Source organism: Pedobacter chinensis, assembly GCF_003339865.1.
Lineage (GTDB): Bacteria > Bacteroidota > Bacteroidia > Sphingobacteriales > Sphingobacteriaceae > Pedobacter > Pedobacter chinensis.
The window spans coordinates 1-13,361 of sequence record NZ_QPKV01000001.1 but is presented as its reverse complement, the minus strand read 5'-3'; the positions used below and the strand labels follow the sequence as shown (position 1 = coordinate 13,361).

Sequence of the window (13,361 nt, the reverse complement as noted above, 5' to 3'; positions counted from 1 at the left end):
TGGTCAGGGTTTATTTCATTTTGCTTTTTAAATTTTCGATCTCTCCAATGGCATCATCCAGTTTCTTTTCCTGCCTGATCAGGTACAACGTCAGCTCCTCTACTTTTTTAAGCAACAACTTGTTCATCTCTCCAATGGCTAAACCTTCTGTTTCCACTTGTTTTGCAGTGGGGATCTCTGGTAAATGTTTATGGGTTTGAATATATTTTTCCAGGTCGGCCAATGATGAAAGCTGATAGTCTTCTTCAAAAACATAATCCGGAAAATTGGCGGTTTCAACTTTGATTTCCTTTGCCCGGATCCTGCCGTTAACAGATAGCTTTTCATTCGGCGTGGATGTGCCTATTCCCACATTCCCCTCTCCTGAGTAGCGCACCAATAAATTGTCGTAGGCCGATGCGGCCTCCGGATGTATGAAATAAAACTCAGATAGCCCCAAACGATTGTTCTCACCAGCAGCCCTGTATACAGTCAACCTGATCTTGCTGACTTCTACGCCGGAAAATGGCAGAATATAACTTCCGCTATCGTGATTTTGAACATTAGCGATTGTCACCCATGCATTCGCATTTTCGTACGTGTTAAAAATTTCTATTTTGAATTTTGTGGGCCACCAGTAACGTGTGGTCCAACCAATCCATACGCCTGCCTGGGTATGGATACGAGGTAATCCCTCAATTAATAACACATAAGGATTCGCCTCATTAACGGGATCGGAGTAAACCGGGGAAAAATTCCCGTCAAAAAGAGAACTGACTGGTAAAGAAACACTTCCTTGCTGAGTAACAGAAAACCGTTGATCGGCATAAAAGAGCAAATTTTTCTCCAACGAGGTTGTGGAGCGGTTTGAAGATGGGATCATCGCCTCCGATTGCCCGAAAACATTGCAGCAGAGAATCGAACAAGAGAGGAATACCACAGCAAATAAGGCCTGATGTATATTGATATTTTTCATTTTAATTTCTTTAAACTCAACCCATTTTATTATTAGAAGCTATTTTTATCTTTTTTGGATGTTTTTACAGGAAAGCTATTGCGCTGTGCGCTCAAAGAAATACATGATACAATGAATACCAAACCAACATCAGGCATTTTTTATATTCCATATTTTTATACTTCTTTAGTCACGTTTTTAATTCGCTTGTTGCCGCAGCCTATAGTAAAGATATTTCTTGTAGTAGAATGGGCAAAGCCTTTTTGATGTAGTTGGTTATTTGATTGACGAATAAGCCTTTTTGAATGATGAATCTTATAGAGCATACTTTCTAAAAGTCAGTTCATTTCTTCGGTATTAAATAATCTCCAAAATCTGGTTAACGAAAAAAGTCATGCATTTTTACCATCAAAAACCACAATGTGCAAAATCAGCTTTGCATTGAGGCATCAGCTATTGCCCAATTATTTTATAATCCATATTTTTACCTCTAACGCTTAAAATCCAATCATGTCCACGAGATTCTTTTTATTTTTAACGCTGTATATCTTTTTTCAGAATGCAAAGGCACAGATTCCCCCGAATGATGATATCAAACATGCAATGCCAATTAAAAGTGCGCTTGTATATTGCTCTGCCGACGCTGAATTTGTTAATGTCAATGCAACGCCTAGTGGTTACAAGAAAGGATCCTTCTGGGGCAGTGAGGGAAAAGATGTTTGGTACAGCTTTACTGCGATAGGTACAGATGTCATGGCAACTGTAACAGGTAAATCACCAGAGAACAATAACACACTGATTGACCCGCTCGCCGCATTTTACACTTATAAGGATAATATCCTTACCGAACAAATTGGCTCAATGACATCGTCACATAACATCACAACGGCTTATAAAGGTGGGCTCACAATCGGCGAAACCTATTATCTTCGTATCAGTGCTGAAAATGAAGCTACCGGAACCTTTAAACTATGCCTGAATAGTTATAATCCGCCAAAAAAACCAGGACAGGATTTTTCTTCTGCCGCGCTTCTTTGTAACAAAGACAGCTTTACCGAACTCAGCATCAGCGGAGCCGGGCAAAATAACCGCGAAGCCGCCGGAACGTGTTTAAGTACAGAATCCAACAGTGCCTGGTACACCTGGGTTGCAGCCAATAACGGCAACCTTGGTTTTACCATTATGCCAACGTCCACTACTGATGATATTGATTGGGTATTGTTCGATCTTGGCCCTGGTGGAAATCTGATTACACCATCTGCCACCAATGCAATCCGCTGTGCAGCGGGAAGCGGGGTAAACTGCAATCCCAGGTATTATTTAACAGGGATGAACAGCACTTCTGTTGATGTAACTGAACAGGGTGGTTGCTTACCAAACCAGGACGGCTTTGTCAAAGAGATTGAGATGATTGAGGGCCACCAGTATGCCTTGCTCATCGATAACTTTTCCAATGGCAATAACGGATTTAGTATCGCCTTTGATGGCCGGGGAGAATTTCTTGGGCCAAAATCCACCATCATCATGAAAACAGAGAACGCCTGCATGAGCAGCCAGAAATTCATATTTACAACTGAGGCAAACAATTATAATAGTTTGAACTGGAGCTTTGGAACCGGCGCCAGTATGGCAAATGCCAATACAACTGGGCCTTTTGAACTTACTTATACTACTGCCGGAATGAAAACGGTTACGCTCGAAGCCATCTCCTCACGGGGTTGCCGGACGGTCAGCAGTCAATCTTTCTATGTTGCATTAAAGCCCGATCAGCCTGTTATTTCCAGTAACGGAACCAGTTTCTGTTTGGGCAGCAACCTTGAACTCAGTGTTCCTGAGATTCCAGATGCCACATATTTATGGACTGGTCCGGCAGGTTTCAGTGCGGGTACAGCTACGTTGAGCATTCCTATAAACAGTCTGACACAATCAGGAGATTATACAGTCAGCGTAAAAGTTGGCGATTGCATCAGTGATGCAGCTGTTGTTCATATTCCTGCAATTGTTAAAAATCCGGTGGCGAACTTTCAAACGGATCCAGCCATTCCCGGAAAGTTTGCAGCACCCACTCCCGTTACCTTTCTAAACCGTTCACTTCATGCCGACCGGTTTGAATGGGATTTTGGAGATGGCCTGACCTCAACTGAATATCAACCGACACATATTTATGAGAAACCCGGCACCTACCAGATCCAACTTCGTGCCTTTACCAGAAACGGCTGCGCCGATTCTTTTACTGTGCGTAATCTGGTGTTGCTGAATGGCACTGAGCCGCTGATCCCAAATTCTTTTTCCCCGAATGGAGATGGGATCAATGACCATCTGAACATCAATGTGACCAATTTAAAGCGTTTTAGCTTTAAAATATTCAACCGCTATGGTGACGAAGTTTTCCTAACCACCAACATCTTTAACTCATGGGATGGCAGGTGGCGCAATAATCCCGCACCCGTTGGTGCATATTATTATGTGCTGGATGGAGTTGACCTTTTTAACAAAGAGGTTCGTTATAATGGCTCAATTACCTTGATCAGGTAATTACCATAACCGCTGTGGGCAAGCTACTTTGTAAACATTGTTCAGTAACAGTCCGAGCACAACCTCGTGGCTGCCCCTGCTTACCTGATTCAAAGCAGAAGCCGTGAAATCATAACTATAAGTAAAATTTAAAAGATGATTGATGTTGAAGCCTGCCATCACGATTAAAGCATCGCGCTTTCTGTACCCCGCTCCTAACCACATACGATCTCTGAATCCCATTTTCGCATTAATATCCATTGATAAAGGTAAATTATCTACATATTTGAATAACAGGGACGGTGTAACGTTCAAATCTTCAGATAAGTAAAACTTATACCCACTATTCAGGAAAATATGCGCAACCTGTTTCCCGGTATTGTAGCGCTCATCAGCAGAAAAGCTCATCTTCTGCGGTAAAACCTGTTGAACGGAAAGTCCTGTAAAAAAACTGGCTCCATAAAGCCAGGTGCCAATGGATAAATCAGGATACAACCTTGCGTTGGCGGCATTGCTCAGAGCAGGGTCAAGAGGATTTTCAAGCAGAAGCGCATTGATATTGATACCAATGCGATTAAAACCTCCTGCAACACCGAATGAAAGGTTAAGGCTATAGTTTAACTGTAAATGGTAAGCATAGCTTACATTAAAGCCTATGTTTGATAACTGGCCAGCCTTATCAGACACTGCTATAATGCCAATGCCGTGGTGTGCCGGCGAGGCCGTATAGTTTTGGGTATAGCTTCTGGAACGGGGATCGTTCCCTGCACCCTCGAATGATAACGCATTCGGCCATAGGTACTCGTCTCCAAGTGCCCAATGTGCAGATATAAACGATGTTTTTGGCGCATCCTGTAATCCTGCCCATTGTTGCCTGTAGCCAATCTTTACATCGGTATAATTTTCAATGCCACTGATAGCCGGATTCAACAGATAACTATTGGCTAAGTATTGAGTATACTGTGGCCGCTGCTGTGCAGAAAGACTCATGACACTATATAACAACGCCGTTAAAAACAAAAGCCTTTTCATTTACTAATCAGCCATATTAAATCAATCTAAAATCTTCAATTTGGCTGACAAAAAGAAACTGGTTTGACGAAGCATCCGTTTCAACACATCAAAATGGTAAAATGACTGACGAAACTTATAAGTTCGAAATTGCAAATTCTGAATAACAAGTGCTCTAATTTTCAAAATGATTAAATTTATTTTTAAACCTGCAGGGTGCTGTCAAAGTCACAGCGTGGCCATAACCCAGGTTGTCCATCAGGTTGCCGTTCTGGCCGTTGCGCTGCAAGACCAGGATGTTCCCGTTGCCATCGTAGCTGAAATCCTCTTTGAACCGCTGGCCGGCCAATATGAACAGATGGAGAATTGTGCTTCAGCCGCCTCACTAGTCCCTAAACGATATAACTTTGCTCCAGTTTCAAGATTTAATTTTTTCAATGCACTCGGTGTATATCAACCTTTATCAAGTCATCTTTAAAAAATAATGGATCCTCTATTCCTAATTTTGAAGCTATTTGTTGTCTTGTCGCTTCACTGGATAATAATGCGTTAACTTCATTAGTCGGAGGTTTGGCCGCCACATTCCCAAACGGCCACTGCCATACAATTGCTGTTCACGCCAGTTGGGCACAAAAAAAGTCTTAGCGGACGCTAAGACTAGGTGGGGCCATCAGCTAGAATGCTTTTTTAACCATTCTTTTTCTTCTTTCGAGACCTTTATATCTAAAGGATTGTTCGAGTATTTTTTAATAATTTCAATACATTGCTCTTTTAACTTTATATCAGGCTTTCCATATTCAATTATTATATGAGCCGTCCATAATTCTATAAAATATTGATCTCCTTGGAAAAAGTCAGCAAATTCAGTTAAGCTTTTTTCATCTATATATGATTTTCCAATAGAAATTAAGTCTTTATATTCCTTCATTTTATATTTTCCTGGATTAGACGGTGTGATTCCATCTAATGTATTTTGTCTACATTGTAAAATGTACTTTTCTCCTAATGTCATTACTTTAGTAATTTTTAACCTTATTTACTGTTACTCCTGGTGCCTGTTTTGGAATACCATCTACCACCCCTTCTGTGATACCACCAATAGTTTTTCCCCCCGGCACAAAAGCTGCATTAGCTCCAATTTCTCCACCTGTCGTCGGCCTTAAACCAAGGTTTTTTAACATATCAGGCTTAACATCAACTCTTATCAAGTCCCCTTGCAAAAATAAAGGATCTTTTATTCCTAATTTGGCGGCAATCTCACTTCTAGTCAAGCCTTGGGAAAATAAACTATTTACCTCATTTGTAGGAGCTACGAAAATTTCATTAGCTAATCCAAAAGTCTTGCTGTTCGGATATTTTGCGAGCATTTCAGAAGATACTAATTTAGTTCCACCACTTTCAAAATCCTTAACAGCCAAAGTCACATCATCTGCGATTAGCGGGCCTGTCATTTTACCTAACTTATGGGTAAGAAGCACTGCGGCAGCTGCTTCATAAGTATGAGGGTTCGTTCCTGCTTTCTTTAAATCCTCTCCTTTTTGTTTCCAAGTTGTTTTGGTTGTCCAGTTATAAGCTCCCACTGCTGCACCTTTTGCAGTATCATATAGTTTGCCATAGCCCTTTCCTTTGTAAACAATGTCATTGATCACCGCCATCACATTGCCCAGGTGGTTGCTCAACTCAAAGAACTTCAGCCCGTAACTGTTCCATACCGAACTGCCATTGGCCACTGCCAAGTTAAGGTTTGGCCGCCACATTCCCAAACGGCCACTGCCATACAATTGCTGCTCACGCCAGTTGCTCTTGTTGTTCGCATTGTCGTAAACCGCCAGGCTGTTTCCCTGCGCATCGCGCACATACCAGGTCTTCAACCCGCCCGCCGTTTTGCTCACACGGCTCCCGAGGCATCGTAGGCATGGACAATGTTGCCGCTGCTCTTCGTCACCTGTTCGATCTTGCCGTAAACCGTCCAGTCGATGTTGCTGATGCCCTCGGCAGCATCGCTCTTCAGGTTGCCGATCTCATCATAGGCATAGCTGCTGCTGCCCACATCGGTGCCATTGGTCACGCCCGCCGCATCGTTCAGTGTGGCCGTTCGCCGCCATTCGCATGCTGCAAGGCAAAAAACATTGCCACGATGTAACAGCGAAAGCAGAACACTAAAAAGTCGTAGCGGGACACTACGACTAGATGGAGCCACCAAAAAGGTGGCCTGTGCTAATTTATTTACAGTAACCGAATACTTTCAATATCATTTCCCCTAATTCTTTCGGATCAGGGTTCTCTAGTTTTTCAGCCTGCTCTTCGATGGCTGTATACCCTCCTTTTGGACCATTGTTTACTCTTGGAATTAGTCTAATAAATTGACCATCTGAATTAATACTAATACATAGGGCATTTTTTGCAAATGTATTATACGATTTAACATTTGCCTGATTTAATAAGGGGTCTGTTAACCCTTTAAAATTGGTGGGATGGGGAATGCCTGTTTTAGAAGAACTTAGCGCTTCCTTTATTTTAACACCTATTAATTCTATATCGTTTTTTTCTACCTTATAAACAGGCTCGGACATAAGCCACACACCCGCAGTTGTTTCATTAGATGAATGAATATAAACATACTCCTTGAAAAGATATGCTGTTGATTTATACATAATATTTACTAAAAAACTTTAACATTTACATTTACCCCCTGAGACTTCCCGTATTCGGTCATAGATTTGATAACGCCTTCTTGTGCTTTGGTAGCCCCTTTCGGGATAACTAAATCTAATGCCCTACCCGTTACTTCATTAGGCTTAATAGTTACCCCATCCCACAACTTTCGGTCAGGCATCTCGCTACCAAAGGCGTAATAGTCATTTGCAGTCAACACATCGGCACTGTAACTCCCGTCGGGGTTGGCAAGGCGGTTGTCGGAAATAGTGGCCAACACGTTGCCCAGGTGGTGTGCTATCATATTAATCTTACTTAATATGTTCTGTACGCAACACTTCCCCAGTTTGATAATTTAACTTTACCTCGACGCCACAAATATTATATGCATACAGAAAAAGGTCACTTAGCACATAAATTGACGTATAATATCTTGCATTAACAAAGTCCAGTTCTCCTATAGCCCATTGTAATAATCCATCAATATTATAGCAATGAACATTTGTCTTTGAGAACATTCCTTTCTCATCTAACAACAGAATGATAAACCTATCATCAATAACAAGACATTGTATAATTTTAGCAGGGGCTATGATGTTATCATATCCATTTATAATTACTTTATTTTGATTATAATAAAGTGTACTTATTGATTTCATTAATTTTATTTTAAGTCAACTGTTTTACCATATTTAACTTGACTCCCAGGTAAAGTTTCGATTTGAAAACCACCCCCATTGCCAAAACCTTCTACTTTAGCAGCTTCCCCAACTCTCACGTTACCTTTTATTGTTACAGGCGTCATAGAGGTTGGAGTATGTTTCAATGCAAATTTATCTTTTAACTGGGCAGGGGATAAACCTTTAATCTCATCCATCGTTGTAAACCAATCGCCTTTTGCATTTTTTGGGCCTGACAACCTTACTAAACCAGACACATCGTCTGTAAGATTGAGCTCTGCCAATGTAACGTTGCTTTTATAGGGAGATTGCCAACCTTTTTGATTGAAGCTAGCATTTACATCATCAGAACTTACTAATCTTGCTTGGATGTTTTTAACAATTGGAATTTGCGATATCAGAGAACCTGCTTTTTCCAAGACCTTGTTTCCAGCAAACATAAAAAGGGCCTGCCCTATATTATTCCAAGACTCTTTGTTCTGCGCAGCTCTACCTTCCGCTGTTTTAGCCTGATTATGATCGAATGCACTAAAAAACTGTGATCCAGCTATAGCTTGTGTTATGCGCCCTCTTGTATATATCGCATCAAGAACCATTATCGCCGTCATAGATGCAGCATTAGCTGAATTTACAATTTTCTCAGCTTCCTTGTAATCTCCCTTTTTCAAAGCAGCATCTCGACGGCTAGCTACTCCATTGGCATAAGCATTAAAAGCCCATTCCAAGCCATCCAAATCGACCCCATCAATAGGCCTGTTGCTCGCAAACTGGTAGGGCGTAAGTTCGGGATAACTAGCGGTAATCGGGTCAACACTCAAAAACCTCCCTATCCTCCCGTCATAAATCCTCATCCCGTAGTCTTGCTGGTTGCCGGCGCCCTTTACCTCATTGTCGTTCTCCTTGCCATTAAAACCATAACGGTAGGTCGCATTGTTCAGGCTGTAGCTTCTCGATGGCATCTGCCCGCCAAAGGCGTAGTAACCGAGGCTCCGCCGAGCTCATGAACACCTATGAAAACAATAAAAAAACGTGAATAATCGTTGGCGTTCACCACAACCGGCTCGTAAGTGCTACTGGTTTGCACACGGTTGTCACTGATCACCGCCATCACATTGCCCAGATGGTTGCTCAACTCAAAGAACTTCAGCCCGTAACTGTTCCATACCGAACTGCCATTGGCCACTGCCAAGTTAAGGTTTGGCCGCCACATTCCCAAACGGCCACTGCCATACAATTGCTGCTCACGCCAGTTGCTCTTGTTGTTCGCATTGTCATAAACCGCCAGGCTGTTGCCCTGCGCATCGCGCACGTACCAGGTCTTCAACCCACTGGCCGTCTTGCTCACACGGTTCCCCGAGGCATCGTAGGCATGGACAATGTTGCCGCTGCTCTTCGTCACCTGTTTGATCTTTCCGTAAACCGTCCAGTCGATGTTGCTGATGCCCCCGGCAGCATCGCTCTTCAGGTTGCCGATCTCATCATAGGCATAGCTGCTGCTGCCCACATCGGTGCCATTGGTCACGCCCGCCGCATCGTTCAGTGTGGCCGTTCGCCGCCATTCGCATGCTGCAAGGCAAAAAACATTGCCACGACGTAACAGCGAAAGCAGAACACTAAAAAAGTCGTAGCGGGACGCTACGACTAGATGGAGAGGGGTTATTCATTTTTTTTCAGTTCACTTTTGGCTAGATATAAAAATTTTTGTAAGTATGAATTTGAGCCATAACTTATACAATCTTTAAGCTTTTTCAAGTAGCCGTATTTATCTTTTTTCTCCAAATATTTAACGCCAATCACAAAATCCATTTGACATAATTGTCTTTCTCTTAAAATTGGGACGTTAGAAATATAATTTAACAATTCGTCCTCATTCATTTCGTCTAACAAATAATGAGCAATTGGCTCAGGCCAATTAATATTTGATTTATTCTTTACCTTTTTCTTTATACGTTTTAATATTTCAATCTGAAATTTTTTGTTTCCAGATTGAATAGATGCAAAATATAATAAAAATAAGACATCTAAACCACCCGAAGCATCTTGATAAGGTACTTTTTCTGCTTCTTCCCAAGTTTTTATAGCTTCGTTTTCTCTACTTAAGTTCCATAATGCAATCCCCATAAAAACAAAATCACTTGCTGATTCATTATCTATACTTATAATGTCGCTTTCAAGCTTAACAGCATCTTCGTATTTTTCTAAATTAAACAAAGCGTAAACTTTATTTCTCAAACTAGTTAAACTATTCTTTTCAAGAAATTCTTTATCTGCCCTTAAACACGCTTTTTCAAATAAATCTAATTCGATTAAATCCCATACACTAGCTTCTTGTTCCATATATTATTACTTTAATTTGCCTGTAGTTGTGCTATATGGTAATCTTTCAGTATTTGCTGGCAATTTCCCTGACTTAATTTCTCTATTGAAAGTTGCTGCACCCGATTGGGTGTCAGGTTTAAAATCTGCAAAATCATTTTCAGGTTTCCAAGTAGATCCTTTATATTCAGAGAGATGCTTACCACCCACCCATTTAATTCCCGTTGCCATCGTAGCTGAAATCCTCTTTGAACCGCTGGCCGTCCAACATGACCAGATGGACAACGAGCCCCCTTAAAAGCCCAGGGCCATACAGGAACCCGACAGCGATACCAAGAGCCACGTATTTGTCGCCATTGATGTCTTCATCAAAGCGGCAAAGCTAAGGAACATTGCCCCGATGTAACAGCGAAAGCAGAACACTAAAAAAGTCGTAGCGGGACGCTACGACTAGATGGGGACTTATTCTAGTGATGAGATCTTAAATCTTCTATCCACTTCTTAGCTTTACCTGATCCTATTAAATAATCGTGATCATTGTAGGCAATTAAAAAATTACCTCTCATATTTGTAACATAAAAAACAAATGAATAGCAATTTTCTAAAATCTCCGTTAGAACTGAACCATCTTCAAAAAAAAACATATTTTTATCATCTTCTAACTCAAAAAAAAGCACAGCTTCTTTTGCCATAAACATTTTTTCTAATTTCTCCCATCCATACTCACATTTTATTGAACTAAAATCCAGCATATTTTCCCATAAAGGATATACATATTTTTTTCTGGTAGAGTTATTCTGCAATACTTTTTCTATAAGAATATTCTTATCTTTTTCAGAAAGCTGAACAAACTTTTTATCTAAAAGTTTAAGTACATCTAGAAATTCATTACTATGATTTCGTAAATTTTCCATAATTAGGGCTTTTTATCTGTTCTACCCGCAGGCACGTAATCTACTATTATATGGCCTACCTTCTTGTCTTTACCTTTACCAGGCGTTTTCCATCCCACATGCGGCTTATCAGGTCCATTATTTTCATGACCAAAATCAATACTAACCTCCGCACCTCCTTTTCCTGTATATTCAACAGGAATAGACTTCCCATATTGATTGGTTCCCCATTTAGTAACCGTAAAATCGTTTCTATCTACTCCTGTTTTTTCAAAGGCGTATTTTAATGCATCTAAAAAGTTTATTCCACTACCTCTTAGATCTGCGTCTTGATTTCCTAAATCATACTTTAACTTCTCTAAACCTGGTGCACTTCCTTGCCCTAAGCGGCTATCAATTTTACTTTTATATATTAGGTCTTGTGGAGTTGCCTCCGAGCGATTAATTCTATCCTTAATTTGTTGTATATCAAAATCAGATAATTTTGTTGGGTCATTGGTAATTTTCTGATATGGTCTATCGCTTCCTTTACCAGCATCCAACGACGAAAAAACCAATGTAAGTGTTAAACTAATTGCTCTCCCTACAAAAGCAAGAGCACCCCCTGTAACTTCTCCAACTGTAACATTTTTTACTGCTTGCGTTCCACCATTTTTAACAGCACCTTCAAATGCTTGTTTCGCTAGCTGTTTCGTTACGTTTTCGGAACCTTTTACTATTACAGCTGTACCTACTCCATCTTTAAGCGTGTTATCCTTGCTACTTTTTCGTTCCAACCCATCTAAATCAGTACTTTCAATGGGCGTATTACTTGCAAACTGGTAAGGCGTCAACTCTGGGTACTGTTTGGTTATCGGGTCAACACTCAAAAACCTCCCCACTCTTGGATCATAAATCCTCATCCCGTAGTCCTGCTGTCCACCTACAATATCATTGCCATTGGCATCCTTTTTTACCTCATTGTCATTCTCCTTGCCATTAAAACCATACGATAGGCCGCATTGTTCAGACTGTAGCTTCTCGATGGCATCTGCCCGCCAAAGGCGTAGTAACCGAGGCTCCGCCGAGCTCATGAACACCTATGAAAACAATAAAAAAACCGTGAATAATCGTTGGCATTTACCACAATCGGCTCGTAAGTGCTGCCGGTTTGTGTGCGGTTGTCATTGATCACCGCCATCACATTGCCCAGGTGGTTGCTCAACTCAAAGAACTTCAGCCCGTAACTGTTCCATACCGAACTGCCATTGGCCACTGCCAAGTTAAGGTTTGGCCGCCACATTCCCAAACGGCCACTGCCATACAATTGCTGCTCACGCCAGTTGCTCTTGTTGTTCGCATTGTCGTAAACCGCAAGGCTGTTGTGCGACGTAACAGCAAAGCAGAACACTAAACCCCGTAATGCGACGTTACAACTATATGAAGCAAGCATCCGCTTGTGTCTATTCCAATGTACAGTAAGCACAGCTAGAAAGGGGATTATGTTTTTATCAAATACTGGAAGAGAACTATCATTTTATTTATACACTTTTCTTCCCTATTTTTGGGCAAAAGCGAGGTTTTTAATGCGCTTTTGTAAACTCTTATGAATATAGGATGCAAGATTATAGCATTGCGTAAGCTCAAAAAAAACTTTCATGCCGATTTGGCTAGGATAGCTGGCGTATCCAGGAAGATCATAGGCAAGTATGGGCGCAACGAAGCCTTGCACTATGTAGAAGTGTCCAAAAAGATTGTCAGTGCATTGGAGGTTTTCCTTGATTACCTAAGCATGGCCGTGATGAGCGTTATCGACAGGGAGCATATTTCATATACGCTAAGATTTCCTTGATATGACCATAGATCAAATGAAACTGATTATTTCATCTGGAAAATCAGCTGAAAGAAGAAAAGCGGCAAAGAAAATAGGTATTAATAAAACGACGAGCTTGGGGGAATGCCTATTAACGGCTTATTTAAAGGAATCCAAAAGCCCCAAAACATGGGAGACCCAGCACGAAATGATTAAGGCTCTAGGTTTGATTGAGTACAAAAAGGCATTACCTATAATCGATAACATTGTTGGACAGAACCAGCCCTATAGTATGATAAGCAATGCTGCCGCTCAAAGCTATGTAAGACTTAAAAGAAAAGGCTTTGTAAAATAAACTGTGTCAATCTAAAATAATGCTTCTCAAAAAAATCAATTCAAATCTAATATCATTCTATCAGGAAACCAAATGGCAAGTTTCTGAGCAGTTGTAGCCCAATTGCTCAGCGGCATTGTCCATTTCTGACTGATGTTCTTTTGCGCCAGATAGATCAGTTTCAGCAAAGCCATATCTGATGTGAATGCACCCTTGGTTTTGGTGACTTTCC

Annotated in this window: 18 protein-coding genes and 1 pseudogene; 3 read left to right on the top strand and 16 right to left on the bottom strand. The window is 41.0% G+C overall.

The window, feature by feature from the left end:
* Window positions 1-10 precede the first annotated feature (10 nt).
* Window positions 11-955 carry a hypothetical protein gene (locus DU508_RS00100; RefSeq protein ID WP_147273573.1) on the bottom strand — a complete coding sequence of 315 codons (945 nt, stop codon included), beginning with the start codon at window positions 953-955 and terminating at the stop codon, window positions 11-13.
* Between the two features lie 489 nt (window positions 956-1,444).
* On the opposite strand from DU508_RS00100, the gene DU508_RS00095 reads away from it, so the two are divergent.
* Window positions 1,445-3,469 (top strand): PKD domain-containing protein, encoded by a 2,025-nt coding sequence (locus DU508_RS00095; RefSeq protein ID WP_115400819.1) that lies wholly within the window; start codon window positions 1,445-1,447, stop codon window positions 3,467-3,469.
* Here the strand turns inward: DU508_RS00095 and DU508_RS00090 are convergent, their stop codons facing one another.
* Window positions 3,470-4,480 carry a PorP/SprF family type IX secretion system membrane protein gene (locus DU508_RS00090; protein WP_115400818.1) on the bottom strand — a complete coding sequence of 337 codons (1,011 nt, stop codon included), beginning with the start codon at window positions 4,478-4,480 and terminating at the stop codon, window positions 3,470-3,472. It lies immediately after the preceding gene.
* 166 nt (window positions 4,481-4,646) lie between these two features.
* On the opposite strand from DU508_RS00090, the gene DU508_RS00085 reads away from it, so the two are divergent.
* Window positions 4,647-4,937 (top strand): hypothetical protein, encoded by a 291-nt coding sequence (locus DU508_RS00085; RefSeq protein WP_115400817.1) that lies wholly within the window; start codon window positions 4,647-4,649, stop codon window positions 4,935-4,937.
* Window positions 4,938-5,129: 192 nt separating this feature from the next.
* Here the strand turns inward: DU508_RS00085 and DU508_RS00080 are convergent, their stop codons facing one another.
* From DU508_RS00080 to DU508_RS00020, 13 genes are all read right to left on the bottom strand, one after another.
* Window positions 5,130-5,471, bottom strand: a complete 342-nt coding sequence (locus DU508_RS00080; protein WP_115400816.1) for a hypothetical protein — start codon at window positions 5,469-5,471, stop codon at window positions 5,130-5,132.
* 4 nt (window positions 5,472-5,475) lie between these two features.
* Window positions 5,476-6,330 (bottom strand): hypothetical protein, encoded by an 855-nt coding sequence (locus tag DU508_RS00075; protein WP_147273572.1) that lies wholly within the window; start codon window positions 6,328-6,330, stop codon window positions 5,476-5,478.
* A 17-nt stretch (window positions 6,331-6,347) separates the two neighbouring features.
* On the bottom strand, window positions 6,348-6,527 hold the full coding sequence (locus DU508_RS23690) for a hypothetical protein (RefSeq protein ID WP_147273571.1): 180 nt from the start codon (window positions 6,525-6,527) through the stop codon (window positions 6,348-6,350).
* 154 nt (window positions 6,528-6,681) lie between these two features.
* Complete coding sequence (locus DU508_RS00065) at window positions 6,682-7,113, bottom strand: hypothetical protein (protein ID WP_115400813.1); 432 nt, start codon at window positions 7,111-7,113, stop codon at window positions 6,682-6,684.
* Between the two features lie 8 nt (window positions 7,114-7,121).
* The gene (locus DU508_RS00060) at window positions 7,122-7,418 is read right to left on the bottom strand and encodes an endonuclease toxin domain-containing protein (protein WP_115400812.1); all 297 of its coding nucleotides are present in this window, start codon (window positions 7,416-7,418) and stop codon (window positions 7,122-7,124) included.
* A gap of 7 nt (window positions 7,419-7,425) precedes the next feature.
* A complete protein-coding gene (locus DU508_RS00055; protein ID WP_115400811.1) occupies window positions 7,426-7,773 on the bottom strand; it encodes a hypothetical protein in 348 nt (115 codons plus the stop codon).
* A gap of 5 nt (window positions 7,774-7,778) precedes the next feature.
* Window positions 7,779-8,753, bottom strand: coding sequence for an RHS repeat domain-containing protein (locus DU508_RS00050; protein WP_115400810.1), 975 nt, complete (start codon window positions 8,751-8,753; stop codon window positions 7,779-7,781).
* On the bottom strand, window positions 8,729-9,316 hold the full coding sequence (locus tag DU508_RS00045) for a hypothetical protein (protein WP_115400809.1): 588 nt from the start codon (window positions 9,314-9,316) through the stop codon (window positions 8,729-8,731). Before DU508_RS00045 ends, DU508_RS00050 begins: the two co-directional genes overlap by 25 nt.
* 134 nt (window positions 9,317-9,450) lie before the next feature.
* On the bottom strand, window positions 9,451-10,131 hold the full coding sequence (locus DU508_RS00040; RefSeq protein WP_115400808.1) for a hypothetical protein: 681 nt from the start codon (window positions 10,129-10,131) through the stop codon (window positions 9,451-9,453).
* Window positions 10,132-10,137: 6 nt separating this feature from the next.
* Window positions 10,138-10,341 carry a hypothetical protein gene (locus DU508_RS00035; protein WP_115400807.1) on the bottom strand — a complete coding sequence of 68 codons (204 nt, stop codon included), beginning with the start codon at window positions 10,339-10,341 and terminating at the stop codon, window positions 10,138-10,140.
* A 236-nt stretch (window positions 10,342-10,577) separates the two neighbouring features.
* Complete coding sequence (locus DU508_RS00030; protein ID WP_115400806.1) at window positions 10,578-11,024, bottom strand: hypothetical protein; 447 nt, start codon at window positions 11,022-11,024, stop codon at window positions 10,578-10,580.
* A 2-nt stretch (window positions 11,025-11,026) separates the two neighbouring features.
* A complete protein-coding gene (locus DU508_RS00025; RefSeq protein WP_115400805.1) occupies window positions 11,027-12,076 on the bottom strand; it encodes a polymorphic toxin type 47 domain-containing protein in 1,050 nt (349 codons plus the stop codon).
* Complete coding sequence (locus DU508_RS00020; RefSeq protein WP_147273570.1) at window positions 12,073-12,435, bottom strand: hypothetical protein; 363 nt, start codon at window positions 12,433-12,435, stop codon at window positions 12,073-12,075. The genes DU508_RS00025 and DU508_RS00020 overlap by 4 nt, the downstream gene beginning before the upstream one ends.
* 400 nt (window positions 12,436-12,835) lie before the next feature.
* Between DU508_RS00020 and DU508_RS00010 the strand changes: the two genes are divergently transcribed.
* The gene (locus tag DU508_RS00010; RefSeq protein WP_115400802.1) at window positions 12,836-13,150 is read left to right on the top strand and encodes a hypothetical protein; all 315 of its coding nucleotides are present in this window, start codon (window positions 12,836-12,838) and stop codon (window positions 13,148-13,150) included.
* A gap of 35 nt (window positions 13,151-13,185) precedes the next feature.
* On the opposite strand, the pseudogene DU508_RS24410 reads toward DU508_RS00010, so the two are convergent.
* Window positions 13,186-13,361, bottom strand: a pseudogene (locus tag DU508_RS24410) (IS256 family transposase); the annotation flags it as partial.

What these genes read in the sequence shown, in the direction of transcription:
- DU508_RS00090 (WP_115400818.1), bottom strand. Translation starts at nt 4,480, where the DNA reads ATGAAAAGGCTTTTGTTTTTAACGGCGTTGTTATATAGTGTCATGAGT.
- DU508_RS00035 (WP_115400807.1), bottom strand. Translation starts at nt 10,341, where the DNA reads ATGGCAACGGGAATTAAATGGGTGGGTGGTAAGCATCTCTCTGAATAT.
- DU508_RS00030 (WP_115400806.1), bottom strand. Translation starts at nt 11,024, where the DNA reads ATGGAAAATTTACGAAATCATAGTAATGAATTTCTAGATGTACTTAAA.
- DU508_RS00100 (WP_147273573.1), bottom strand. Translation starts at nt 955, where the DNA reads ATGAAAAATATCAATATACATCAGGCCTTATTTGCTGTGGTATTCCTC.
- DU508_RS00055 (WP_115400811.1), bottom strand. Translation starts at nt 7,773, where the DNA reads ATGAAATCAATAAGTACACTTTATTATAATCAAAATAAAGTAATTATA.
- DU508_RS00095 (WP_115400819.1), top strand. Translation starts at nt 1,445, where the DNA reads ATGTCCACGAGATTCTTTTTATTTTTAACGCTGTATATCTTTTTTCAG.
- DU508_RS00020 (WP_147273570.1), bottom strand. Translation starts at nt 12,435, where the DNA reads ATGCTTGCTTCATATAGTTGTAACGTCGCATTACGGGGTTTAGTGTTC.
- DU508_RS00065 (WP_115400813.1), bottom strand. Translation starts at nt 7,113, where the DNA reads ATGTATAAATCAACAGCATATCTTTTCAAGGAGTATGTTTATATTCAT.
- DU508_RS00040 (WP_115400808.1), bottom strand. Translation starts at nt 10,131, where the DNA reads ATGGAACAAGAAGCTAGTGTATGGGATTTAATCGAATTAGATTTATTT.
- DU508_RS00085 (WP_115400817.1), top strand. Translation starts at nt 4,647, where the DNA reads ATGATTAAATTTATTTTTAAACCTGCAGGGTGCTGTCAAAGTCACAGC.
- DU508_RS00060 (WP_115400812.1), bottom strand. Translation starts at nt 7,418, where the DNA reads ATGATAGCACACCACCTGGGCAACGTGTTGGCCACTATTTCCGACAAC.
- DU508_RS00080 (WP_115400816.1), bottom strand. Translation starts at nt 5,471, where the DNA reads ATGACATTAGGAGAAAAGTACATTTTACAATGTAGACAAAATACATTA.
- DU508_RS00025 (WP_115400805.1), bottom strand. Translation starts at nt 12,076, where the DNA reads ATGAGCTCGGCGGAGCCTCGGTTACTACGCCTTTGGCGGGCAGATGCC.
- DU508_RS00010 (WP_115400802.1), top strand. Translation starts at nt 12,836, where the DNA reads ATGACCATAGATCAAATGAAACTGATTATTTCATCTGGAAAATCAGCT.
- DU508_RS00050 (WP_115400810.1), bottom strand. Translation starts at nt 8,753, where the DNA reads ATGCCATCGAGAAGCTACAGCCTGAACAATGCGACCTACCGTTATGGT.